The sequence below is a fragment of the Dyella acidiphila genome, from assembly GCF_014863405.1.
Classification (GTDB): Bacteria; Pseudomonadota; Gammaproteobacteria; order Xanthomonadales; family Rhodanobacteraceae; genus Dyella_B; species Dyella_B acidiphila.
Window position 1 is genome coordinate 54,570 of record NZ_JACZZA010000004.1, and the last position, 24,102, is coordinate 78,671.

Consider the following 24,102-nt stretch of genomic DNA (forward strand, 5'->3'; position numbering starts at 1 on the left):
GGTGGCCGCCACAAGTCAGCCGATTTGCAGTCGTAGCGATAGATCGATCGCGCGGATGTTCTTGGTCAGTGCGCCGACCGAGATGAAATCCACGCCGGTGGCGGCATAGTCGCCGATGGTGCTGAGATCGACATTGCCGGAGATTTCCAGCGGCACGCGCCCGGCGGTCTGCGCCACTGCCTCGCGCATCAGCGGCAGGCTGAAGTTGTCCAGCATGATGCGGTCGACGCCAGCGTCCAGCGCCTGCTGCAGTTCGTCGAGATTTTCCACTTCCACTTCCAGCAGCAGGCTCGGGTGCAACTGACGTGCCGCCAGCACCGCGGCGGCAATGCTGCCGGCGGCGATGATGTGGTTTTCCTTCACCAGGATCGCGTCGTAGAGGCCGATCCGATGGTTATGGCCGCCACCGCAACGCACGGCATATTTTTGCGCCATGCGCAGGCCCGGTACGGTTTTGCGCGTATCGAGCACCCGCACCTTGGTGCCGGCTACCGCCGCAACATAGGCGGCCGTCTGGGTGGCGGTGCCGGACAGCATCTGCAGGAAGTTCAGCGCCGAGCGCTCCGCGCTGACCAGCGCGCGCGCATTGCCGTGTAGCTCGCAGATCATGCTGCCGGGCTGGACCGGATCGCCGTCAGTGACGTGCCAGTGGATGCGCGCCTGCGGATCGAGCTTGTGCACGCAGGCTTCGAACCAGGGAATGCCGGCCATCACCGCCCGTTCGCGGCAGGTCAGCTGTGCGGCGGCTTGCGCCTGCGCCGGCAGCAGGCTGGCGGTGGCATCGCCCTTGCCGAGATCTTCGGCAAAGGCGCGTTCTACATCGGCGTCGATCGTGGCCTGGTCCGGTGGGGTGAAGCGAAGAGCAGTGGTCATTCCGTATCGTCGGGGCGAGCCTCTTCGTGGCTCAATCGGTCAACGATAGCATCCATGGCGCGATCGAACAGTGCGTTGGAGGCGAGGATGCGCGCACGTCCGTCGGCCATCACCACGGCCAGCTCATACGGCGAGTAATCGGCCACCTTCAGGCCGCGGCGATTGACGAACAAGTAGCGGCCGCTCATCGGGCTGATCCACGACAGCTTGGCGCGCTCGAAGTGTTCGTTGTCGCTGTTGAACTCCAGCCAAGTGCCCGGCTTGAGCCCGCTGACGCGCTCCAGTTCTTCGCGCACTTCCGGTGCGATGGCCTCGGCTTCGGGCTCGGCCTGTGCCGGGTCGTCTTCCAGGTCGGCCATGCTTTCGGCCAGCGGCTGGATGCTTTCGGGAATCGGCAGCGGCGCGGGCGCACCGTCGGCGGCCTGCGCGATTTGCTCCGGTGCGGGCGCGGCTACTTCGCCCAGCTGCTGGCGATAGTAGGTATGCAGCTGACCGAGCAGGCGCTCGATGTCGGCGTCCTGGAAGGCGACGTTGGCCAGGCCCTTGCGCAGCGCGCGTTCGATGCCGGGCAGTAGCTGGCGCAGGTCGCGCTTGGCCTCCGGCGTGCGCACCGGCTTGGTGCTGGCGATAAACGCGTCGACAAAGCGCAGCGCCTCGCGGAATTCGGTGGACTCCTCGCCTTTGCGCAGGATCGTCAGCACCATGTAGTTGGCCCATGCGCGCGACAGTACGCCATGGATCAGCGGCGGCAATGCGTGATCGCCAATGCGGTTGAGGATCTCGCGTGCTGCGCGGCGGCGCGCTTGTTCCAGCTTCTCGCGTCCGCGCGTGGATTCGGCCACGCGCTGCTCGGCCAGTTCGGCGCGGCGGCGGTTGGAATCCTGGAACTGCTGCAGTTCGGCCAGCAGGCGATCGAAGATCGTCATGTCATCGTCGAATTCCTGCAGCAGGCGTTCGACGATGGCCTTGATGGTGTCGTGCAGGCGGCCGTCGCGATCCGATTCTTCCGACCAGCTCTTGGCGGCATCGGCCAGGCCATCGAGCAGGCGGCGCGCCGGATGCTGGCGGTGTGCGAACAGCTTGCGGTCGAGGATCGCGGCCTTGAGATACGGAATCTGCAGGCGTGCCAGCAATACCTGCATCTGCGGCGGCAGGTTGCGGTCTTCGAGAATGAACTCGAACAGCATGCCGACCAGATCGATGGTGTCTTCATCCATCGTGGCGATCTGGCCCGGGCGCTGGCCGCGCAGCGAGCCGAGCTGGGTCATCAGCTGTTCTTTCAGCTGCAGCACCTGCTCGGTGATATCCAGCGTGCTGCCGCCGATCGGCAGCGGCGCCACCGGCACGGTGGCGGCCTGGCTCTGCAGCACGCTGAGCGCGCCGATCAGTTCGTTGGCGGTGGGCAGCGGCCCCTGGGTGATGGCCGAAAGCGGCACATTCGGATGCGCGCGGCGCGCACCGAACAGAGTGCGCAGGGTCTGCAGCAATTCGGCCGAAGCATCGCTGTCCTCGGCGGCAATCGGCGCCGGCACTTCACCGGACGCTGCGGCTGCGCCGCCCGCTGCCGCACCCGTGCTGCCCTGGCGCACCACTTCATGCCGCAGCTGCGGCAGTACGCCGGCGCGCATCAGCTCGGCATTGGTTTCCTGGTACAGCTCGTCCAGCGAGGCCATCACGTAGCGGTCGAACAGCTTGTAGATGATCAGCTTCACGCGCATGTCGGCGCTGAGTTCGCGCATCGACTGGCGGAACGCCTGCGCGAGCAGGGCCGGCCCGATCGGATTGGTGGCGTCCTCAATGCGCGCGCCGCCGCAGATCACCGACAGGCGCTGGTTTACCGCGAACAGGTCGCGGGCCAGGCGGGTTTCGTTCTTGCCGATCATGCTGGTGATGGCCAGCGATTCTTCCAGCTCGTTGTCCGCCACCAGCGACAGCTCGATCGAGCCGGCCAGTGGCGTGGGCGCGCCGCTGCTCGCCGGAGTGGAGCGCTGGCCGCCGACGAAGTCGTTCAGTTCCCGCGAAACCTGAGCCAGGAAGCCGCGCTCGATCACCGGGCGACGCTTGCGCACTTCGCGCATGCCATCGAAGTAATGCATCTGCGCGGCGTTGTTCTCGGCCTTTTCGGCCAGGTCGAACAGGGCGTCGTCGACGTGTTCGAACATATTGCCGATGTATTGCTGCAGGCGGCGGGTGGCGATACTCCGGACGGCGTTCAACAGGTCGCCTCCACGGCCACTGGAGGGATCCAGCCGCTGACTGAGATTGACGATGTTCGATGGCTCGTTTTGACTCATCGCCACACCCCTGTGGTTAAGCAATTTGACGACTGACGACGGATGGCCGGTTTATCCAGGCAACATAAGCGAAAAAGGGCGTGGCCGCCATGCTGGGCGTCATGGAATTGGACTCCGACACCCGTGCAGCCAGGATCTTGCGCCAGGCTGACGGCCTCTCAGGCCGGGAAGTCGCTGAACTGGGTGGTGCCGATGCCTTCCTCGGGCAGCATTACCGGGATGCCGTCCTCGACCCGGTAGATCACCTTGCGGTCGATCGTGATCAGCCCCTCGCCCAGCCGACCCGCTACCGCCGTGCCACCCACGTTGAGTGCGTGGCCGGCATCGATCGCCTTGTTCACCGCGCCGAGCTCGCTGCTGGTGAGCGGGCGCACCGGGGTCTTGCTTACCGGGCAGCAAAGAATGTCGAGCAGGCGCTTGTCCATGGGCAGGCGAAGGTATCGTTGCAATGCGGGGAAGCACGTACAATATCCCCTTTTGGACGACCGGGCCATGACGGTAACAACGGCAGCACCGCTGGTGGGTGTGGTGATGGGATCGCGTTCGGACTGGGAAACCATGACCCACGCGGCCGAGGTGCTCCAGGAACTGGGCGTGCCGCACGAAGTACGCGTGGTCTCCGCGCACCGCACGCCGGACCTGCTGTTCCGTTATGCGGAAGAGGCGGTGGGCCGCGGTATCCAGGTGATCATCGCCGGTGCCGGTGGCGCCGCCCACTTGCCGGGCATGCTGGCGGCCAAGACGCGCTTGCCGGTGCTGGGGGTGCCGGTGCAGTCCAAGGCGCTCAACGGCATGGATTCCCTGCTCTCGATCGCGCAGATGCCGGCCGGCATTCCGGTGGGCACGCTGGCGATCGGCCGGGCCGGCGCGGTCAATGCCGGCCTGTTCGCCGCCGCGATGCTGGCCTTGCACGACCCGGCGCTGGCCAAGGCCGTCGACGCCTTCCGTTCCCGCCAGACCCAGTCGGTGCTGGATAACCCGGATCCGCGCGCGTGAGCGTTCGCAAGCAACCTGTTCTGGGCATCCTCGGTGGCGGTCAGCTGGCCCGCATGCTGGCGCTTGCCGCCGCGCCGCTGGGCGTGAATACCCTGGTGGTGGATAGTGCCGCCGATGCCTGCGCCGGACAGGTCGCGCCGCTGCGGCTGGCCGACTGGACCGACTACGCCGCGCTGGAAAAATTTGCCGCCGAAGTCGATGTGGTCACCTTCGATTTCGAAAACGTGCCTGCCGAGACGGCGCACTGGCTGGCTGAGCGCGTGGCGGTGTTCCCCGACCCGCGCGCCCTGGCCGTGGCACAGGATCGCCTGGCCGAGAAGACCCTGTTTCGCCAGTGCGGTCTGCAGACCCCGGCATTCGAGGCGGTCGACACCCGCGCAGACCTGGACCGGGCCCTGGCCGCGATCGGCGCGCCGGCCATCCTTAAGACCCGCCGCCTGGGCTATGACGGCAAAGGCCAGTTCCGCATCAAGCAGCTGGCGGATGCCGATGCCGCCTGGGCCGCGCTGGGTGCGCAGGCGGCCGCGCATGGGCTGATCCTGGAGGCATTCGTGCCGTTCGAGCGCGAGCTTTCGGTATTGGCCGTGCGCACGCGCGAAGGCGATTTCCGGATCTGGCCGCTGACCCAGAACTGGCATACCGATGGTGTGCTGAGCCTTAGCCTAGCCCCGGCTCCGGAGGTGGGCGCACTGCAGCAGCGGGCGGAAGATCTGGCGCGTACGCTGGCCGAACGGCTGGGTTATGTGGGTGTGTTTGCGCTGGAGCTGTTCGTCAAGGACGGCCAGCTGCTGGGCAATGAAATGGCGCCGCGCGTGCACAATTCCGGCCACTGGACCATCGAAGGCGCGGTGGCCAGCCAGTTCGAAAATCACGTGCGCGCCGTGCTGGGGTTGCCCCTGGGCGATACCTCGGCGCATGGCTTGTCGGTCATGTTCAACTGGATCGGCGATCTGCCCGATGCCGCGCCGGTGCTGAGCACGGTGGATGCGCACTGGCATGACTATGGCAAGCAGCCGCGCCCGGGTCGCAAGGTGGGGCATGCCACGGTATGTGCAGCCGATGCACAGAGCTTGGCGCTGCGAGTGGCGGCAATGGCGCAGGCGCTGAAGCGGGAAACGCAGGCCGAGCCTGGATTGAGCGCGCTTTCCTAAGTGAAGCGCACCCCGCTGCCGGCGGCAGCGGGGTGCGGGAAAATCAGGCGAGGTTCTTCGCCGCGAAGTCCCAGTTCACCAGGTTCCAGAACGATTCCACGTACTTCGGACGCGCATTGCGGTAGTCGATGTAGTACGCGTGTTCCCACACGTCGATGGTGAATAGCGGCTTGTCGCTGCCGGTGATCGGCGTGGCGGCGTTGGACGTGTTGACGATGCCCAGCGAGCCATCCGGACGCTGCACCAGCCAGGTCCAGCCCGAGCCGAAATTGCCGGTGGCCGACTTGGTGAATTCTTCCTTGAACTTGTCGAAGGAACCGAAGGCCTTGTTGATCTCGTCGGCCAGCTTGCCGGTCGGCGCATTGCTCTCCAGCGGCTTGCGCATGGAGTGCCAGTAGAAGGTGTGGTTCCAGATCTGCGCCGCATTGTTGAACACGCCGCCGGAGGACTTCTTGATGATGTCTTCCAGCGCGGCGCTTTCGAACTCAGTGCCCTTGATCAGGTTGTTGAGGTTGGTCACATAGGCCTGGTGGTGCTTGCCGTAGTGGAACTCCAGCGTTTCGGCCGAAATGTTCGGCTCCAGCGCGTTCTTTTCATAGGGCAGCGGGGGAAGTTCGATCGCCATGGGTAACTCCTGGGCGTTGGCTGAGGAAGACGGCGCCGACAGCGGCTGGGCCGCCGGGACGGCTGGTACACTACTGATCGGGCTGCATTGTAGTGATGAATCGGAAGTTATGGACGTCAACGAGCGAATCAAGGCGGTGCTCGCCGAGCATCCCATCGTGCTCTTCATGAAGGGCACGCCGGAGTTTCCGATGTGCGGCTTTTCCAGCCGTGCCGCACAGGCATTGCATGAAGCCGGTGCCAGCTTCCATGTGGTGAACGTGCTGGCCGATCCGGAAGTGCGCGCCGCGCTGCCGCACTACGCCAACTGGCCGACCTTCCCGCAACTTTTCATCCAGGGCGAGCTGATCGGCGGCTGCGACATCGTGGAGGATCTCAAAGTCTCCGGCGAACTGGCGCGCATGGCCAACGACGTCGCCGGCGAGAGTCACGCATGAGTCTTCCGCTGCAGCGTCTGCCCGAAGCCTGGACACTTTCCGGCAAGCCGCTGGAAGGACGCGTGGTGCTGGTCACCGGTGCCTACGGCGGCCTGGGCAAGGCGGTGGCGTACGCCGCCGCGCGCGCGGGTGCGACGGTGGTGATCACCGGCAAGCGCAAGCGCCAGCTCGAGCAACTCTACGATGCCATGCTGCAGGAAGGGCTGCCCGAACCGGTGATCCATCCGCTGGATATGGAAGCGGCCACGCCGCGCGATTACGCGTCTTTTGCCGAAGCATTGCAGCGCGACCTGGGCCGGCTCGATGGCATCGTGCACGCCGCGGCAAGCTTCGCCGGTCTCACGCCGATTGCCATGCACAAGCCCGATGCCTGGCTGCGCGCGCTGCATGTAAATGTCTCGGCGCCGTTCGCGCTGACCCAGGCCTGCCTGCCGCTGCTTACTGCGGCGCCGGCCAGCGCCGCGGTGTTCGTGCTCGACAATCCCGAACTGGTGCAGCGTGCGCACTGGGGTGCTTACGGCGTATCCAAGGCTGCGCTGGAGCGCTTCGTCGCGATCCTGCATGAAGAACATGACGAAGGTGCGTTCCGCGTGCACGCCGTGCTGCCGGCACCGATGCGCACCACCCTGCGCCGCACCGCCTATTTCGGCGAGGACTCGCTGCAGCAGCCCTTGCCGGATGCCACCGCCGAGGCGGTGGTGTATTTGTTGAGCGACCAGGCTGCAGCCGCGCGCGGCGCTGTGCTCGACTTGCGCGTGGCATGATCGCGCCGCTTCGCTATCAGCCGCGCACGCAGATAACCGCACAGGGGGCAGCATGGAAACACAGATGACCACGCTGTCGGCGGCGATCCTGCTGTTCCTGATCATGGATCCGCTCGGCAATATCCCGATCTTCCTCAGCCTGCTCAAGGATGTGGCGCCCAAGCGCCGCCGTGCGGTGATGGTGCGCGAGTTGTTGATCGCACTGGCCGTGCTGCTGGTATTCCTGATGGGCGGCCAATGGATTCTGCGGCTGCTGCAGCTACGGCAGGAATCGATCAGCATCGCCGGCGGCATCGTCCTGTTCCTGATCGGCATCCGCATGGTGTTCCCGCCGGCCGATGGCGGCGGCATCTTCGGCCGTTCCGGCGAGGGCGAGCCTTTTATCGTGCCGATGGCGATTCCGGGCGTGGCCGGTCCTTCGGCCATGGCCGCCTTGCTGCTGCTCACCAATACGCAGCCGGGGCGCACCGCCGACTGGGCCATCGCCTTGCTCTGCGCATGGCTGGCCACCGCGGTAATTCTGCTCAGTTCCACCTATCTGTTCCGCTGGCTCGGCGAAAGTGTGCTCACTGCGCTGGAGCGGGTGATGGGCATGTTGCTGATCGCCCTTTCCGTACAGATGTTTCTCAGCGGTATCGCGGCGTACCTGCATTTGGCCGTTTGAAGCATGCGCGGGACCCGGCTCTAAACGAGCTCTTAAGGAATCGCCCGCAGCTGATCGTGTATTCTTGCGAATGCGGCAAGTTTGACTGCGCAATTTCGCGCAGTTGTCACACTCGATCGGCAACATGCGACAAAACCAAGGGGAGGCGGTCATGCTTCACGTCGAACAGGCCCTTACCGAACGTCTGCCATGGCTGGCACAGCACCCGATGATTCGCCGGCCGGTGGCCGGCATGCTTGGTCGTCTTGCCGACGAAGCCGGGTTCAATCGCGTGCTGGAGCGGCTTGCTGACACGACCGGCTTCGACTTCGTCGACAAAGTGCTCGACTTGCTGGGCTGCAGCTACCACGTGGTGCAGCGCGAACGGGAAAATATTCCCGTCGAGGGCGGCGTACTGATCGTCGCCAATCATCCGCTCGGCATGCTCGATGCCATGGCCTTGTTGCAACTGGTCGGCTCGGTGCGCCAGGACGTACGTATTCTCGGCAATGACTGGCTGGCGGCGGTGCCGCAACTCGGTCACTTGCTGCTGCCGGTCGATGTGTTCGGTGGTGGCGCGGCTTCGCGCTTGCGCAATGTGTTTCGCGCACTGGAGCGTGGTGAAGCATTGGTCGTATTTCCCGCGGGCGAAGTCTCGCGCATGGGCCCTGCCGGTGTGCGCGATGCGCGCTGGTCGGATGGCTTTGCGCGCCTGGCCATGCGCGGCAAGGTGCCGGTGCTGCCGATCCATGTGGCCGCACGCAATTCGGCGATGTTCTACGGTCTTTCCATGCTGGCAAAGCCGCTGAGCACCGCGATGCTGCCGCGCGAAGCGGTTGCCACCAACGTCAGCCGGATCGGTTTCAGCGTCGGTGCGCTGGTTGGCGCCGAGGAGCTGGAAAAGCGTAGCGAAGGCTCGGCCGAACGCGCCGCCAAGCTGATGCGCCGCCATGTCTATCGACTGGGGCGCCAGCGCGGCCTGATCTTCGGTGGCCAAGTGCCGCTGGCGCATCCGGAGCCGGTGGAACGCGTGGCGATGGAGCTGTCGCAATCCGAAAAGCTGGCCGACTTATCGGACGGCAAGCAATTGCTGGTCCTGCGCGGATCGACTGATGGAGCGGCCCTGCGCGAGATCGGCCGTCTGCGTGAACTCACTTTTCGCAAGGTGGGCGAGGGCACCAATACCCGCCGTGATCTCGATGCCTACGATGCCCATTACGAACACCTGGTGCTGTGGGATCCGAAAGCCCTGCGCATCGTCGGCTCCTATCGACTGGGGGACGGCAAGCGCCTGATTACCGAGCGCGGCATGGATGGCCTGTATACCGCCAGCCTGTTCCAGTATTCGCCGGCGCTGGAGTCGCGGCTGGCGCAAGGGCTGGAGCTTGGCCGCAGCTTTATCGCCCCGGCCTACTGGCGTTCGCGTGCGCTGGATCAGCTGTGGCAGGGCATCGGGCTGTATCTGCAGCGCCATCCAGATCTGCGCTATATGTTTGGGCCGGTCAGCATGTCGGTCAATCTGCCGCGCCAGGCGCGCGAGTGGATCGCTGCCGCCCACCAGCACTACTTCGGCGCCCCCGGCCTCGCCGCGGCGCGTCAGCCGTTCAAGGTATCGCCGGACGTGCTCGAAGGCGTGCGCCGCGAGCTGGAAGGGCTGGACCCGGCCAGTGGCCTGGGTCGGCTGCGGCACCATCTGGATGCCCTGGGCGTAAGCCTGCCGGTGCTGTATCGCCAGTATGTCGACCTGGTCGAGCCGGATGGTGTGCAATTCCTTGATTTTGGTGAGGATCCGGGCTTTTCCGGCTGCGTCGACGGCCTCGTCATGCTCGATTTGGCCCGGCTCAAGCCGGCCAAACGCAGCCGGTATCTCGGCAAGGGCGCCTGAGCTCCCTTCTGGCCAGGAAAACAAAAAAGGCCGCCCCTGGGGCGGCCTTTTTGCGTTTGAGCGCCGAGGGAGTGGACAGGCTCGGAGCCTATCCACTGACTGAGATCACTCTGTAAAATTAATGTAAAGCTTATGCGTAATCATGCTAAGGTATCGCTAAGGATACGTGACTGTTTTCTCCTCCTCCCGGTGTAGGGAATCGCCGGGTAAAGCGTACGAATCAGCCAGCCAACACGTGTTTCTCATCCAGGGTTCTGTAGTCGGAATGGGGTCCTTCCACCCCGCTCCAAACTGAAAATCGCAAAACCGAGGGTTCCAGAAGAGGTTCCGCGAGGCTCATGAGTAATGAGCCCGAGGCCTTTTTTGCGTCGATGAGTCAGTGCGTACGGCGGCTCGCAAGAGCCGGGCAGATGTCGTGTGTCGCAAGTGCAGTGCATGCAGTCATGAAAAGCGGTGCCAAAAGAAGTATCGAAACTACAAATCCGGACTTACGGGGCTATCAATGAAACGAACGCATCTTTCCGCAGCAATTGCTATGGCTTGTTACATGTCCATGGGCGTTGCCATGGCGCAGACCGCCAGCAACGACCAGACCCAGGGCAACCAGAGCACGGCTAACAGCCAGCAGCGCGTCAACGCCTCCAGCACCTCCAACACCACCACCTCCAACGCGACGCAACGCGACGCGAAGCAGCTGTCGGAAGTGACGGTGCAGGGCCAGTCGCTGTCGCTCGGCGGCGGATTGATGTCGGTGCAGACCGCACCGAAGGCTGTGTCGACCATCACTCGTGATGCGATCGAAAAGGCCAGCCCGGGCAGCAACTTCACCCAGATGATCGGTTCGATCCCGGGCGTGAACGCAGCGACCGACGACATCACCGGCCTGGCCAACGGCCACTACAGCATGCGCGGCTACGACTCCTCGGACATCGGCATGACCGTCAACGGTGCGCCGATTACCGACACCGGCAGCTACTCGGTGTACGCCACCGAATACGGTGATTCCGAGAATATGGGCGACATCACGGTGCTGCAGGGCATTCCGGATATCGACATGCCCGACTCCGGCGCCAGCGGCGGCCACATCGGCTGGGCCACCATCGACCCCTCGCACCAGGGCGGCGTGGACTTCACCCAGACCTTCGGCAACAACGACTACCGCCGCACCTTCGTGCGCCTGAACACCGGCGACCTCGGTCCGATCCGTTCGTGGGTGTCGCTGTCCGACAACACCGCCGACATGTGGCGCGGCCAGGGCGACCTGCACGTGACCAAGGTGGACGGCAAGTCGGTGCTGACCATCGACGACAACAACTCCATCAGCGCCTCGCTGCAGTACAGCCGCCAGAGCAACTACGCCTATGACGGCCTGTCCAAGGCGCTGGTCGCGCAGGATGGTTATTTCTACAACTACAACAACACCTGGATCCCGCTGAGCAACCTCAAGGGCAAGGCGTTGAACACGGCCGCCACCGCGGACGAAAACTTCTACGGACTGCACACCAACCCGTACTCCAGCTACATGTTCAGCATGGACGGCGAGTTCAAGGTCTCCGATAGCATCCATCTGTCGGTGATCCCGTACTACTGGTACGGCGATGGCGGCGGCGGCGCTGCTTCGCTGGCGCAGGAAAGCACTTCGCCGGTGAACAAGTACCTGTACGCCAATATCGACCTCAATGGCGACGGCGTGATCGGCAACAGCTCGACCAAGAACAACGATGCGGCCTGGGCCGGCGCGCCGGTATACGGTTATTCGGCGGCCACCACCTGGCGTCCGGGCGTGCTCGTCCGTGCCAACCAGGACTTCGGCATGAACAACAGCCTGGAATACGGCTTCTGGTACGAGCGTTCGCGCAAGAGCCAGGTTGAAGATTTCGGTCTGGTCAATCCGAACACCGGTACGCCGGATGACTTCTGGGGCAACTCCTCTTACCTGGTCTACCCGACCGGCGGCGCGGTGCAGAAGTTCTACGAGGAATACACCACGACCGAGCTGAAGAAGGGCTTCGTCACCGACAACTGGACGCCGAACGACTTCTGGACCTTCGTCGCCGGCGTGAGCTACCTGTACGCCAGTCGCCAGGGCTTCACCTTCGACTACCCGGGCTCGGCCACGCAGACCTTCAGCAACTTCAACAACAACTGGCACAAGTTCCTGCCGACCGCCGGCATCAAGTTCCAGTTGGATGAGAAGAACCAGTTCTACCTCGGCACCGGCAAGACCTTCCGCGTGCCGTCCAACACGGCTGCGATTTTCGACGCCCTGGCCGGTGTGAACAACGCTGCGCCGGAAATGTCGTGGAACACGGACCTGGGCTGGCGCTACTACGGCGATGCCATCTCGGCCAGCGCCGACGTGTACAACAGCAACTACTTCAACAAGCAGGAAGTGGGCTACAACCCGGCCAACAACGCCGAGATCTACACCACGATTCCGCACATGCACATGCGCGGCTTCAACGGCGAAGTGAGCTGGAAGTTCGCTCCGAGCTGGACGGTGTACAGCTCCTACACCTATACCCAGGCCAATATCCGCGGCGACCTGGACGGCGGTCCCTACGACAGCGTCAACGGCAAGGGTCCCGGCATCTACCCGACCGAAGGCAAGACCATGCCTGACACGCCGCGCAACATCGGCAACGTCAGCCTGAGCTATGACGACACCCATGTCTGGGCAACCTTGAACGCCCGCGCCACCAGCTCGCTGTGGGGCGATTACATGAACACCGAGTCGGTCGCGGGCTTCACCACGCTGAATTTCAGCGCAGGTTATCGCTTCGCCGACTTCAGCAGCTGGTTCACCAAGCCCTACATCAAGCTCAATGTGGACAATCTCACCGATCGTCGTGCCTTGAGCTACGTGAGCTCGGCGCCGGTGCTGTCGTCCGCTGCGGTGGGCAAGGAACTGAACCTGTACAACAGCACCGCCTACTACGGCCTGCTGCAGCCGCGCGCGTACGTAGTCACCTTCGGCGTGTCGTTCCGCTAAGCGGATCGCCAGCTGATCGAAGCAGTAGAACAGCTCCCCGCGGGTCTCCGCGGGGAGTTTTTTTATGGGGGCGCCGGATCCGACCCCGCGTTGACCGCATGCACGCGAAGCGGGATGCTAGGCGGCCGCACGCACGGCGCAGGCCCATCTGCGCCCTGTTGAAGTGGCAGGAGAACGATAGGAATGAATGACACGCAGATCGACAAGTCCGGCAAAGCCGCCACGGTAAGCGCGCGCATTTCGCCCGCGGGCGGCCTGGACATCCTTTCCCGCAACGAGGTGGCGCGCCTGCGCGACGCCAGCGGGTCGGGCCTGCACAGCCTGCTGCGGCGCTGTGCGCTGGCCACGCTCACCTCCGGCGAGATCAGCGACGATCCGCGCGGCATGTTCGAGCAATATCCGAATTTCGACATCCAGGTGCTGCAGCAGGATCGCGGCATCAAGATCGAGCTGATGCATGCGCCGGCCAAGGCCTTCGTCGACGGCCAGATCATCCGCGGCATCAACGAGCTGCTGGTGGCGGTGGTGCGCGACATCGTCTACGTATCGACCCAGCTGGAGCAGGGCAGTTTCGACCTGGAAGACTCCTCCGGCATCACCCATTCGGTGTTCGAGATCCTGCGCAACGCGCGCATCCTCAAGCCGCAGATCGATCCCAACCTGGCGGTGTGCTGGGGCGGCCACTCGATTTCGCGCGACGAATACGAATACACCAAGTCGGTCGGCTACCAGCTCGGTCTGCGCGGCCTGGATATCTGCACGGGTTGCGGCCCGGGCGCGATGAAGGGGCCGATGAAGGGCGCCACCATCGCTCACGCCAAGCAGCGTCGCCGCAACAATCGCTATATCGGCATCACCGAGCCGGGCATCATCGCGGCCGAGTCGCCGAATCCGATCGTGAACCAGCTGGTGATCATGCCGGACATCGAAAAACGCCTGGAAGCTTTTGTGCGCATGGGTCACGGCATCATCGTGTTCCCCGGCGGCGTGGGCACGGCGGAAGAGATTCTGTATCTGCTTGGCATCCTGCTGCACCCGGACAACGCGGGCATCCCGTTCCCGCTGATCTTCACCGGTCCGAAGCAGTCGGCGGCGTACTTCGAGCAGATCGATAAATTTCTGCGCCTGGCGCTGGGCGACGAAGTGGCGCAGCACTACAAGATCATTGTCGACGACCCGATCGCGGTGGCGCACACGATGGTGCGTGGCGTCGACAAGGTGCGCAATCACCGCCTGGACAACAAGGATGCGTTCTTCTTCAACTGGTCGCTGAGCATCCCGCTGGCCTTCCAGCAGCCCTTTGCGCCGACGCATGAGGCGATGCGCGGCCTGGCAATCCATCGCGATCGCCCGCGGCACGAGCTGGCGGCCGACTTGCGCCGCGCCTTCTCCGGCATCGTGGCCGGCAATGTGAAGGACGAGGGCGTGCGTGCGATCGAGCAGTACGGCCCGTTCGAGATCAATGGCGAAGCCGAGATCATGCACGCGCTGGACCATTTGCTGCAGGCTTTCGTGCAGCAGCACCGCATGAAGCTGCCCGGCGGCAGCGCGTACGTGCCGTGCTACCGCGTGCTGACCGGTTAAGCTTTGTATGCAGAATCGGGAGCGCGGCTTGACAGCCGTAGCCCCCATTCTTCAAACTATGCAGCTCCCCGCCCGAATAGCTCAGCCGGTTAGAGCACTTGACTGTTAATCAGGGGGTCGTTGGTTCGAGTCCAACTTCGGGCGCCAGATAAAACAAGGGCTTACCTTCGGGTGAGCCCTTTGTTTTTGGGCGATTGGAATGCGCGCCGCGCGCTGCAACGGCGCAGGGTCCAACGCTGTTGCGCCGCGTGCTGGCGCCCTCGATTTATGCGCTGCCGACACGCGGCTTGCGCTCAGTTGTTCATGCCCGGAATGCGCTTAGCGCGGATCCACGGCAACCACGTGCGCCGAGCCCGGATTCTTGTCGACGAACCACGCAACGGCTTCCTGCACCAGTGAAATCACCAGGCGCATGGACTGCGATTCGTTGGGGACGCTGATCTGCATGGGCACGACCACGGCATTGCCGGGCGGCACATCCGAAGGCAGCTGCGTGCGCACACCATCTGCAACGATGACTTTGCCGCTCTTCGTCAGCCAGCGATAGGTAAGTGCCACGGACTGTTTGCCGGAGGCGCCCCAGGGTTCCTTGCCGGTGTTTTCCACGCGCACGGGCACGCAGATATCCATGCCGGGGAATACATTTTCAATGCGGGCGGTGGGCTTGATAGTGGCTTTGAATTGCGTGAGTTGCTTGTTCGAGTAGCCCAGGGCGCGTACGTGATTGCTGCCCGCCACATGCTGCTTGTCTTCGCAGGTGGGTTCGTCCGTGGCGGATTTCATGGAGACATCGGCGTCCATGAAAATATGGCCTTCGAAATGCGTGACGATGGTGTCATGCACTTTGAAGGTCGCGACATTTTCGTGCCAGTGATAACAGCCGACCAGCGGGCTCTCGCTTTCCATCAGGGCGGCGTCAATGTGGTAATTGCCGCGCGGCAACCGGTTGAGCATGTTGAAACGCACGATGTATTCGCCCTGCTTGAGCGAATAGGCATGTCCCAGCTGCATGGCCGTGGTGCTGAACATCAGCATGCCGCGCTCGTCCTTGATCGCAATGCTGGCGTTGAGCGTGTCGATCGGGACGCTGGATTTGAGGCGGATCAGGATGTCGAAACGTTCGCCGACCATGGCCAGGTCGCCGCCGGAAATTTCCCCGACGACCGAAACTTCTTCGATGGTGCAGCGCTTGTCGCCGAACTCCACCGGTGAGTCGCTGCAGGAGGCTGCGGCATCGTTATCGGGCTGGGAGGCCGCTGGCGTGGCCTCGGCATCGAAACCCACTGTCACCGAGCGTTTCAGGAGTTCCCTGCGCGTCGCCTTGAAGCGGCTTTTCGCATAGTGATAAAGCTCAAGTTCGAGCGGAAAGAGTTCGCTCAGCTTCTTCGTCTGCTGTGGCGTCAATTCCGTCAGCTTGATGCGCTGCGAGGTGGTGTTCTTCAGCTTGAGCGGTACATGCGACCAGCCGAACTTGGCGTCCAGCATGCAGGCAAAGTCTTCCAGTTCATCCTGCAGGCCGACGAACTCGATGGATTCGACCGCCTTGAGGGCCGCGGCAGATTTTTCTTCCAGCGAAAGAACGGTGCGCGAAGAAGTGCCCAGCTGATAAATCATGGCGATCTGCGCCGACATTGCTTCTTGTTCGGTCAGCGACAGTTGCTGCAGATAGGTATCGAGGCCCAGGCCTTGCAGTCTTGTATCGAGCAGGCGGTTGGCGCAGTCGATCTTTTGATAAAAAAATTCGGACAGGAAGCGGTCGAAAGGATGACGCAGAACCGTGATGGAACATCGGTCGCGCGGAAGCTGATCGCCTTGCTGCAGCAGGAAGTGCCCGCTGATCACATCGAGATGGTCAAATTGAACCAGTGCATCTTTCAGGCGGTAGCCAATGATGGTGTCGGAGACGCGCTTTTCGCCGAGATGCGTCGCCAGGTGATGCCGAATGGCAACACCGCCTGTCTTGGGAATATGCAGATGTAGGATTTTTGCCATGAGCTCGTGTGTTTTTGGGACGCTGCTGTAGTCAAAACGCCATATTGTTGTAAGGATAGCGTAAGAGATTGGCCCATCTGCGCGCTCTGCTACACGAGCCCTAATCGGTCCGTAATTTCTTTCGTGGTCCGGGGTTACGCGGCGTGGCGTGCCAATCCCTAGCTGGCTCTCCGGATTGAACGCGCCATGCCGGTTTTGGTGGCCCGGGGTTCTCTCCCGGGTTCAGCTTCGGCGCGTCCCTATTCAGTCTTTGGGCGACCTGGGGTGGTCCACGGGCGCACAGATCCCGGGTCCGGCACGGGCCTGTCGCAGCGCTGCCTGCGCCTAATCGGGTAAAGTTCGTGGATGACGATTGGCCATATTCCAGGTGGCCTGCTGATCGCGGTGGAAGGCATCGACGGCGCAGGCAAGACGACGGTTGCGCACGCGCTGGCAGAACGCCTGCGCGTGCACGGGGCGACAGTAACGGTGGGCAAGGAGCCGACGGCCGGGCCGTGGGGCGCACAGCTGCGCGCCACCGCCGCACAGGGGCGTCTTTCCGTCGAGGAGGAGATGCGCCTGCTGCTGCTCGACCGGCGGCAGCATGTGGATGAGGTGATCAAGCCGGCGCTGGAGCGCGGCGAAGTGGTCATGCTGGATCGCTACTACCCGTCGTCGGCGGCCTACCAGGGCGCGCGCGGCATTCCGGTGGAGGAGATCCTGCAGCACAACGCCTTTGCGCCGGCTCCGGACGTCACCCTGCTGCTGGACCTGGCGCCGGCCACCGGACTGGCGCGCATCCGCGCCCGCGGCGACAAGCCCAATCACTTCGAGACCGAAGACAACCTGGCGCTCTGCCGCGAGGTGTTCCTCACCATGGCCTTGCCCAGCCGAGTCATCGTCGACGCCACGCGCGGCGCGGACGAGGTGCTGGAAAGTGCCTGGCAGGCGATCGGCAACACGCTGTCCGTCAAGCTCGACCGGGCCGGCGGAACCCAGGCACAAAGCGCCGAAACCCTGCGCTGATCGGCCCCGCCGCGAATGGTCCGCCCACCGGCAACGGTGCGGGAAGCAACAGGCACATACGGAATGTTTGGATATCCGGCCCGATTTGTGCTTGTCTAGCCAGCCGGCCGCTGGGGTGCCGAAAGGATGACGCTCGTGCTGTTGCTACAAGCACCGTTTGATCTCAATGACGAAAAGCCGCCGCTGCGCACGCGTCGGGGTTCCGACGCGGGAGCCGCCCGCTTGCCGCACAGTGGCGGTTCTTCTGGCGCCGCCGGCCAGGCCAGGCCGCGGCCGCAGCCGCAGCCGGTTCAGCAGCGTATTTTGTTGTGCGCGCCGGCCACCTTCCGCGGGCAGCGCTCGGGTGCCATCCCGGTGCCGCATACCCCGAAGATCCTGTTTGTGGATCCGCAGGGCTGGTCCGCCCGCCGGCATGTGCGCGCAGACCTGGACCGGCTGACCCGCAGCCCCTGCTCGGCGCGGCCCTACCGCATGTACCGCGTTTCCTACGGCGCCTCCTTGCCCCCGGCTGCCGCCGACATGTCGACGGTGCTGCTGGCGGCGCGCCGGCACGTCAAGGCCTACCGGCAACCCACCGCGAACACCCTGGCCATGGCCGCGGGAACGGCGGTGGTGGCGATCGTCACGCATTACTGGCATTCGCAGGCGCTGCCGCAGGTGCAGTTGTCCATGAGCCTGGAACGTCCCCACCTGGCCATGGCTTTTCCGCCGCCACCGCTGGGCGCGGCGCCGCATCTGTTCGCCACGCTGTCGCGTCCGGCGCTGCCGACCGGTCGCGAAACACCGTTGATGTCTTCCACCGATATCCAGCGGCTGGTGACCAATTTGCCGGCGCAGGCGGTGCATGGCGACGGCTTCGATCTGGACATCACCTCGCCGAACAGCCTGTGGGCCACGGCGGGTGCGCGCTTTCGCATCGATCCGCTGCTGATCTACGCGGTGGCGCTGGTGGAGAGCAAGAGCGCGCAGGCCGATGGTTCGATTACGCCCAGCCCATGGGTGGTACGCGTCAACGGGCGCATGCACAAGGGTTCGCGCGAAGATGCCGAACGCGCCATCCAGCTGGCGCATCGCATGGCGTTGCCGGTGCAGGACGTCGGCATCATGCAGGTTTACTACCCGGTGCATCGCGATATCGAGCCCGATCCGCTCGCGCTGCTCAACCCGGTGCGCAATATCGAAGTGGGCACCAGCCTGCTGCGCAAGGCGATGCAGGAAAGCCGCGATCCGGTGCTGCGCATCGGCTACTACCACAGCCATGATGTTGCGCTGGCGCGCAGTTACGGCCAGGCCGTGCTGAGCGTGTATCGCGGACTGAAGCTCGCCATGGCCAAGTCTTCCGCGACCGGCGCGGTGGCCATGGCCCGCGCCCCGACGGACAGCTTCGCCGCACGCAGCGGCGGCTGAAGCGCAACAAAAAGCCCGCTTCGCAGCGGGCTTTTTGCATGAGCCTAAGACACTCGCGACATCAATTCGTGCTAGCTCCCGGGCCGATGTACTTGGCCAGGAAGGCTTGCAAATGGTTATACATGTCCACGTTGTTCTGTTCGTTGTAGAAGCCGTGCCCTTCATCGGGCTTGGTCAGCCATTCGTATGGCTTGTGGGCTGCATCCAGGGCTGCACGCATCGCCTTGGCCTGCTCGAACGGAGCGCGTTGATCGGCTTCGCCATGAATCAGCAACACCGGTACGTCGATCTTGTCGGCCAGCTTGTCCGGCGAGTTGTCGGCGAGTTTGCTGGTGTCGGTGCCGATCGCTTCCTTCAGATAGTTGACGCCGATGGTGTTGTCCTTGATGTCGCCCTTGTCGTACATCATCGCCAGATCATAGATGCCGGCGTAGCCGACGGCGCATTTGAACAGGCCCGGTGCGCGGATCACCGTCATCATGGCCGAATAGCCGCCGAAGCTCGCGCCGTATACGCACACGCGCTTGGGATCGGCAAAGTGCTGCGCCTCGGCCCATTTCACGCCGTCGATCAGGTCCTGCTGGATGCGCGTGCCCCATTTGCCATAGCCGATATCGACGAAATGCGGGCCGCGGCCGCCTGAGCCGCGATAGTTCACCTGCAATACCAGATAGCCGCGGCTGGCCAGGAATTGCGCGTCGCGGTCATAAAACCATTCGTCGGCAATGTTGAACGGGCCGCCATGCGGCAGCAGCACCATCGGCAGGTCGTTCATCGAGGCACCCGCCGGCACGGTCAGAATGGCCTCCAGCGGCGTGCCGTCGCTCGCCGTAAAGCGCATGGGCGTACGCGTGCCGAGTTTGCTGCGATCGATGTTGCCGTTGATCGAGAACAGCTTCTGGATCGCATTGCGTTGTGTGTCGAACAGATAGTAGTCGCCCGGATTGCGGTCGCTTCGAACCAGGAATACGAAGCGGGTGCCATCCTCGCTGAAGCTGCTGAAATGGATGAAGTCGTCGGGAAATTTCTTGCTCAGCGCCGCATAGAGCATGGTGAGGTGTTCGTTGCGGTCGATGATGATGGGCGAGGGAATGCCGGTATCTGCCGCAGCAGCGAAGGGCTGGTTGCCCGGGGTCCACTCGACGCGGTCGATGGTGCCGAAGTCGTCCTTGGCCAGGATCTGCTGGTTGGTGCCATCGGGATTCAATTGGGTCAATGCGCCCGGACCGCCATCCGGATTGACGTAGGCATAGAGGTGTTGCCCGTCCGCCGAAAACGCGATCGGCTGAAAGCGGTTGCCATCCGTTTTGGGGCGTTCCGCCCACCCATTGCTGAGCTGCTGATAGACGGTGAACTTGTGTTGCTTGTCGTAGCCGTAGGCATAACGCGGCTTGCCATCGGGGTCGATCACAAAGCGCAAATCCTTCACGCCGATCTGGCTGATCAGGTGGCGCGTGCCGCTCATCGCATCCACGTCATACAGCCAGGTGTTGTCCTGGTCGCGCCAATCGTAGGCCTGCATGTAGAAATGATTGTTGGCCTTGGCCGGCCGGCCGGCGACGGTGGCGTAGCCTTTATCGGCCTGGCGTACGCTGCCGTGCGATTCCAGGTCCCAGTCGCGACTGAACATCGCGTCGATATGCGAACCATCGACGTTGGTGGCGATAATTTCGCCGGTATAGGCAGGCCGGTCGAGCGAGCCGTACATCCTGGCCTTCTCAATGATCAGCCGGGTCGAACCGACCCACATGATATTGGCGGCCAGCTGGAACTTGGGCATCTTCAGATAGCTGCGCGGATGGCTCATGTCGCTGAGCTGGTAAATCGCAACCGCGTGGTCTTCGCCGTTCTCGACATTCACCGCCAGGTATTGGCCATCCGGCGACAGGCGCGGTTCGGTGTAGCTGGCGTGGCGGGCGAAGTCTTCAACGGGTATCGCGTCGGCCGCGATCGCGGCAGCAGGCGCCAACAGGTAACACGCGGCCGCAAGGGCGCGCAATCGTGCAATCCACATTCCTTGTTCCCCCAGTTTGAGTGCTTTTAGTCGCAGCTCCCCGGCTTGCAAAGCTCCCCCGCCGGGCTGCGCCGCCCAGAGTGTATCCAAGCCGTATGAGTCGTGGCAGTGACCCTGACGTGCCGCCGGCGGCCAGCTAAACTGGCCGCTTTGGTCCAGCCGGTTACGCCATGTCGCAGCCTTTTGTCGTGCAGTTCAACCCGGTCGCCCTGCATCTGGGGCCGGTCCAGATCCATTGGTACGGCCTGATGTACCTGCTGGGCTTCCTGGGGGCGTGGGGGCTGGGCGAATACCGTCGCCAACGCGGCCGCCTGCCGGTCAGTCGGGACGCGTTCGGCGACCTGGCCTTCTACGCGATGATGGGCGTGATCCTGGGCGGCCGCATCTGGTACATGCTGTTCTATTACGCGGGCGGTCCTCGCTGGATCTGGACCGAACCGCTGGCGCTGTTCCGCGTCTGGGACGGCGGCATGAGTTTCCACGGCGGCCTGCTCGGCGTGCTGGCGGCCGGCGTGTGGTGGTCGCGCCGGCACAAGCTGCATTTTTTCGATGCGGTGGATTTTTTGGCGCCGGTGGTGCCGATCGGGCTGGGACTGGGCCGGCTGGGCAATTTCATCAACGGCGAACTGTGGGGCAAGCCCGGGCTGGTGCCGTGGGCGATGATCTTTCCCAATGCGCACGATGAAGACGTGGCCCTGGCCGCCGGTCATCCGCAGCTGGCCGAGCTGATGCAGCAATATGGCGGGGTACCGCGGCATCCGTCGCAGCTTTACGAGATGGCGTTGGAAGGCGTGGTGATGTTTACCGTGCTGTGGCTGGTCTCGCTCAAGCCGCGCCCGCGCTACCTGATTTCCGGCTTGTTTGCGCTGATGTACGGTTGCTTCCGTTTCGCGGTGGAATTCGTGCGCGTTCCGGATGCGCAGCTCGGCTACCTGGCCTGGGGCTGGGTCACCATGGGGCAGCTGCAATCGCTGCCGCTGATCGCGGTGGGCGTGCTGCTGATCTGGCTGTCGCGCCGTGCGCCCACGCTGCCGCTCGCCACGGCCGAGACCCGGACCGCGTAGACTCCCGCCATGCACGCCTATCTCGATCTGCTGCGCCACGTGCTGGACCACGGCACCGAAAAAACCGATCGCACCGGCACCGGCACGCGCAGCGTGTTCGGCTGGCAGCTGCGCTTCGACCTCAATCAAGGCTTCCCGCTGGTTACCACCAAGAAGCTGCACTTGAAGTCCATCGTGCATGAGCTGATCTGGTTTCTGCGTGGCGATACCAATGTCGCCTACCTGAAGGAACACGGCGTCTCCATCTGGGACGAGTGGGCGGACGAGCAGGGCAATCTTGGTCCGGTGTACGGCAAGCAATGGCGTGCATGGCCCACCACTGATGGCCGCGTGGTCGACCAGATCCGCTGGGTGGTCGAGGAGATCAAGCGCAATCCCGATTCGCGCCGCCTGATCGTCAGTGCCTGGAACGTAGGCGAACTGTCGAAGATGGCGCTGATGCCGTGCCATGCCTTGTTCCAGTTCTACGTCGCCGACGGGAAACTGAGTTGCCAGCTGTACCAGCGCTCTGGCGATATCTTCCTCGGCGTACCGTTCAACATCGCCAGCTACGCGCTGCTGACGCACATGATTGCGCAGGTATGCGGATTGGGCGTGGGCGATTTCGTGCACACGCTGGGCGATGCGCACCTGTACAGCAATCATCTGGAGCAGGCGCGCCTGCAGCTCACGCGCGAGCCGCGTGCGCTGCCGCGGCTGAAGCTCAATCCGCACGTGGCATCGATTTTCGATTTTCGCTACGAGGACGTGGTGATCGAGGATTACCACCCGCACGCGGCGATCAAGGCGCCGGTGGCGGTGTAGCCAGTTTGCAGCCGCTGGCGCAGCGGAAATAAGCGGTGGCGCGCGGATAGTCGAGCGTCATCACGAAGTGGCTGAAGACATTGGCGCCCACGGCGCCTTCGACGCGCTTGTCCATCATGCTCGACATCATGTCGTGAAAGGCGGCATCCGGGCGCTCGGTAAACCACACCGGACCGACCGACCAGCCGGCGATGTCCAGCTGCGGTACTTCAATCAAGCGTGCTTCGTAGTGGCCGAGCCGATCGCCTTGTTGCACCAGCCGCCATTGCGGATGCGCGCGATGCCAGGCCTCCAGCGTGCTGCGGGTGATGTAGCTGGCGACACCTTCGCCGTGAACGGTAGCGACACCGCTGATGCGTGCGCCGGCGGGCGTGGGGTAGGCGGAAGCGCCGGTATCGAGCAGCATGTCCAGCGGTTGTCCGTCCACGCGAATGGTGATGCGCGGAAAGCTGGCGACGACCTGGCCGGCGTCATTCTTCTGAAAGCCCATCGGCGTGGTATGCGCATCGGCATGCGGCTTCCAGGAGCTGTCCTGCATGATCAGCTGCTGGCCGGGATAGTCGAAGGTCCAGATACGGCCTTTGAAATAGGCGGCGCCAAGTTGGCCATCGTCGAAGGACGTCTGGTTCTGGATCAGCACCACCTGCGCGCAGAACACCGACAGCGGGGGCGGCAGCCCTTGTCCGGGGCGGTAGCTGGGCAACGCGGCGACCTCGACGTTGCCGTCCGGCAGCACGCAGGTATGCGTGGCAAGTTGCAGACGCTGTGCCGCCTTGGCGCTGAGCCAGTACAGGCCCAGATTGCCGCCGCCGCCGGTATCGGCCAGCAGGCGCAGCGTTTGTCCGTCACGGGTGGTGGGCGTGGCGAAGAAGTGCCCGGCTTCGTAGCGGGTGGGCAGCACCTGCGCCGCCGTATTGCCCGCAACGGGCGCCAAGGCCAGTGCCATGGCCAGCGCCAAATATCCTGCTCCCATCATGCGGCCTCCCTGCTTAAACGCTACAATGGCCGGTCAGCGTGACCGGGCAGTGGTCCGGTCGCAAGTGTCACTCGATCCTGTCATATACGCCGGAGCCTCCATGGCCATTTCGTTGATTGCCGCCCTCGATGAGAACTTCGCCATCGGTCGCAAGGGCCAGCTCCCCTGGCACCTGCCGGACGACTTGCGCTGGTTCAAGCAGCTGACGGTCGGCAAGTATGTGCTGATGGGCTACAACACCGCGGTATCGATCGGCCGTACCCTGCCGGATCGCGAGAACTTGGTGCTGTCCAGCCGGCACGAGGCGCCGTTCCCGGGCCAGGTCACGGTGCGCTCCATCGAAGAGGCGCAGGCACGCTCCAACGGCACCGGCCTGATGGTGGTCGGCGGCGGCAAGGTATTCCACGATGCGCTGCCGATGGCGCAGCGCTTGTACCTCACCTGGGTTGCCGCTGCGGTAGAGGGCGCCGACACCTTCTTCCCCGGCATCCATTTCGCCGACTGGACCGAAGTCAAGCGCACGCACCATAAGAAAGACAGCGAGCACAGCTACGACTTCGACATGGTCGAGTACATCCGCAATCACTGATTGTCTTC

20 protein-coding genes and 1 tRNA gene are annotated in these 24,102 nt (G+C 63.7%); 14 read left to right on the forward strand and 7 right to left on the reverse strand.

Features of this window, described 5'->3' with window-relative positions:
• Positions 1-15 precede the first annotated feature (15 nt).
• From nadC to IGX34_RS08655, 3 genes are all read right to left on the reverse strand, one after another.
• A complete protein-coding gene (nadC, locus tag IGX34_RS08645) occupies positions 16-873 on the reverse strand; it encodes a carboxylating nicotinate-nucleotide diphosphorylase (RefSeq protein ID WP_192555321.1) in 858 nt (285 codons plus the stop codon).
• Complete coding sequence (locus tag IGX34_RS08650; RefSeq protein WP_192555322.1) at positions 870-3,167, reverse strand: DUF1631 domain-containing protein; 2,298 nt, start codon at positions 3,165-3,167, stop codon at positions 870-872. Before IGX34_RS08650 ends, nadC begins: the two co-directional genes overlap by 4 nt.
• A gap of 158 nt (positions 3,168-3,325) precedes the next feature.
• On the reverse strand, positions 3,326-3,592 hold the full coding sequence (locus tag IGX34_RS08655; protein ID WP_192555323.1) for a Trm112 family protein: 267 nt from the start codon (positions 3,590-3,592) through the stop codon (positions 3,326-3,328).
• A gap of 67 nt (positions 3,593-3,659) precedes the next feature.
• Here IGX34_RS08655 and purE point away from each other — a divergent pair, with 67 nt between their 5' ends.
• Both purE and IGX34_RS08665 read left to right on the forward strand, forming a co-directional pair.
• Positions 3,660-4,163 (forward strand): 5-(carboxyamino)imidazole ribonucleotide mutase, encoded by a 504-nt coding sequence (gene purE, locus IGX34_RS08660; protein WP_192555324.1) that lies wholly within the window; start codon positions 3,660-3,662, stop codon positions 4,161-4,163.
• Entirely contained in the window at positions 4,160-5,314 is a 1,155-nt protein-coding gene (locus tag IGX34_RS08665; protein WP_192555325.1) for a 5-(carboxyamino)imidazole ribonucleotide synthase, read from the forward strand. Before purE ends, IGX34_RS08665 begins: the two co-directional genes overlap by 4 nt.
• 43 nt (positions 5,315-5,357) lie before the next feature.
• On the opposite strand, the gene IGX34_RS08670 is transcribed toward IGX34_RS08665, so the two are convergent.
• Positions 5,358-5,939, reverse strand: a complete 582-nt coding sequence (locus IGX34_RS08670; RefSeq protein WP_192555326.1) for a superoxide dismutase — start codon at positions 5,937-5,939, stop codon at positions 5,358-5,360.
• Positions 5,940-6,048: 109 nt separating this feature from the next.
• Between IGX34_RS08670 and grxD the strand changes: the two genes are divergently transcribed.
• The 7 genes from grxD to IGX34_RS08705 all read left to right on the forward strand — a co-directional run bounded on the left by grxD (position 6,049) and on the right by IGX34_RS08705 (position 14,390).
• Positions 6,049-6,375, forward strand: a complete 327-nt coding sequence (gene grxD / locus IGX34_RS08675) for a Grx4 family monothiol glutaredoxin (protein WP_192555498.1) — start codon at positions 6,049-6,051, stop codon at positions 6,373-6,375.
• Complete coding sequence (locus IGX34_RS08680; RefSeq protein WP_192555327.1) at positions 6,372-7,139, forward strand: SDR family NAD(P)-dependent oxidoreductase; 768 nt, start codon at positions 6,372-6,374, stop codon at positions 7,137-7,139. The genes grxD and IGX34_RS08680 overlap by 4 nt, the downstream gene beginning before the upstream one ends.
• Before the next feature lie 64 nt (positions 7,140-7,203).
• The gene (locus IGX34_RS08685; protein WP_192555499.1) at positions 7,204-7,803 is read left to right on the forward strand and encodes a YhgN family NAAT transporter; all 600 of its coding nucleotides are present in this window, start codon (positions 7,204-7,206) and stop codon (positions 7,801-7,803) included.
• Between the two features lie 151 nt (positions 7,804-7,954).
• Positions 7,955-9,667, forward strand: coding sequence for a bifunctional ornithine lipid synthase OlsF (gene olsF, locus IGX34_RS08690; RefSeq protein ID WP_192555328.1), 1,713 nt, complete (start codon positions 7,955-7,957; stop codon positions 9,665-9,667).
• A 547-nt stretch (positions 9,668-10,214) separates the two neighbouring features.
• Positions 10,215-12,659: a TonB-dependent receptor gene (locus IGX34_RS08695; protein WP_225737333.1), complete on the forward strand. Its 2,445-nt coding sequence runs from the start codon at positions 10,215-10,217 to the stop codon at positions 12,657-12,659.
• Between the two features lie 183 nt (positions 12,660-12,842).
• Positions 12,843-14,243 (forward strand): nucleotide 5'-monophosphate nucleosidase PpnN, encoded by a 1,401-nt coding sequence (gene ppnN / locus IGX34_RS08700; RefSeq protein WP_192555330.1) that lies wholly within the window; start codon positions 12,843-12,845, stop codon positions 14,241-14,243.
• Between the two features lie 70 nt (positions 14,244-14,313).
• Positions 14,314-14,390, forward strand: a tRNA-Asn gene (locus IGX34_RS08705).
• 171 nt (positions 14,391-14,561) lie between these two features.
• On the opposite strand, the gene IGX34_RS08710 is transcribed toward IGX34_RS08705, so the two are convergent.
• Positions 14,562-16,235, reverse strand: coding sequence for a Wzt carbohydrate-binding domain-containing protein (locus IGX34_RS08710; RefSeq protein ID WP_192555331.1), 1,674 nt, complete (start codon positions 16,233-16,235; stop codon positions 14,562-14,564).
• Between the two features lie 345 nt (positions 16,236-16,580).
• Here IGX34_RS08710 and tmk point away from each other — a divergent pair, with 345 nt between their 5' ends.
• Complete coding sequence (gene tmk / locus IGX34_RS08715) at positions 16,581-17,240, forward strand: dTMP kinase (RefSeq protein WP_192555332.1); 660 nt, start codon at positions 16,581-16,583, stop codon at positions 17,238-17,240.
• Between the two features lie 135 nt (positions 17,241-17,375).
• Positions 17,376-18,647 carry a transglycosylase SLT domain-containing protein gene (locus IGX34_RS08720; RefSeq protein WP_192555333.1) on the forward strand — a complete coding sequence of 424 codons (1,272 nt, stop codon included), beginning with the start codon at positions 17,376-17,378 and terminating at the stop codon, positions 18,645-18,647.
• A gap of 61 nt (positions 18,648-18,708) precedes the next feature.
• Here IGX34_RS08720 and IGX34_RS08725 read toward each other — a convergent pair whose 3' ends face one another.
• Complete coding sequence (locus tag IGX34_RS08725) at positions 18,709-20,661, reverse strand: S9 family peptidase (RefSeq protein ID WP_192555334.1); 1,953 nt, start codon at positions 20,659-20,661, stop codon at positions 18,709-18,711.
• Positions 20,662-20,831: 170 nt separating this feature from the next.
• Between IGX34_RS08725 and lgt the strand changes: the two genes are divergently transcribed.
• Together lgt and IGX34_RS08735 are read left to right on the forward strand one after the other, a co-directional pair.
• Positions 20,832-21,725 (forward strand): prolipoprotein diacylglyceryl transferase, encoded by an 894-nt coding sequence (gene lgt / locus IGX34_RS08730; RefSeq protein WP_192555335.1) that lies wholly within the window; start codon positions 20,832-20,834, stop codon positions 21,723-21,725.
• A 9-nt stretch (positions 21,726-21,734) separates the two neighbouring features.
• The gene (locus tag IGX34_RS08735; RefSeq protein WP_192555336.1) at positions 21,735-22,529 is read left to right on the forward strand and encodes a thymidylate synthase; all 795 of its coding nucleotides are present in this window, start codon (positions 21,735-21,737) and stop codon (positions 22,527-22,529) included.
• Here the strand turns inward: IGX34_RS08735 and IGX34_RS08740 are convergent.
• A complete protein-coding gene (locus IGX34_RS08740) occupies positions 22,507-23,505 on the reverse strand; it encodes a pepsin/retropepsin-like aspartic protease family protein (RefSeq protein ID WP_192555337.1) in 999 nt (332 codons plus the stop codon). The two genes, IGX34_RS08735 and IGX34_RS08740, sit on opposite strands and share 23 nt — an antisense overlap.
• A 100-nt stretch (positions 23,506-23,605) precedes the next feature.
• Between IGX34_RS08740 and IGX34_RS08745 the strand changes: the two genes are divergently transcribed.
• On the forward strand, positions 23,606-24,094 hold the full coding sequence (locus tag IGX34_RS08745) for a dihydrofolate reductase (protein WP_192555338.1): 489 nt from the start codon (positions 23,606-23,608) through the stop codon (positions 24,092-24,094).
• Positions 24,095-24,102 lie beyond the last annotated feature (8 nt).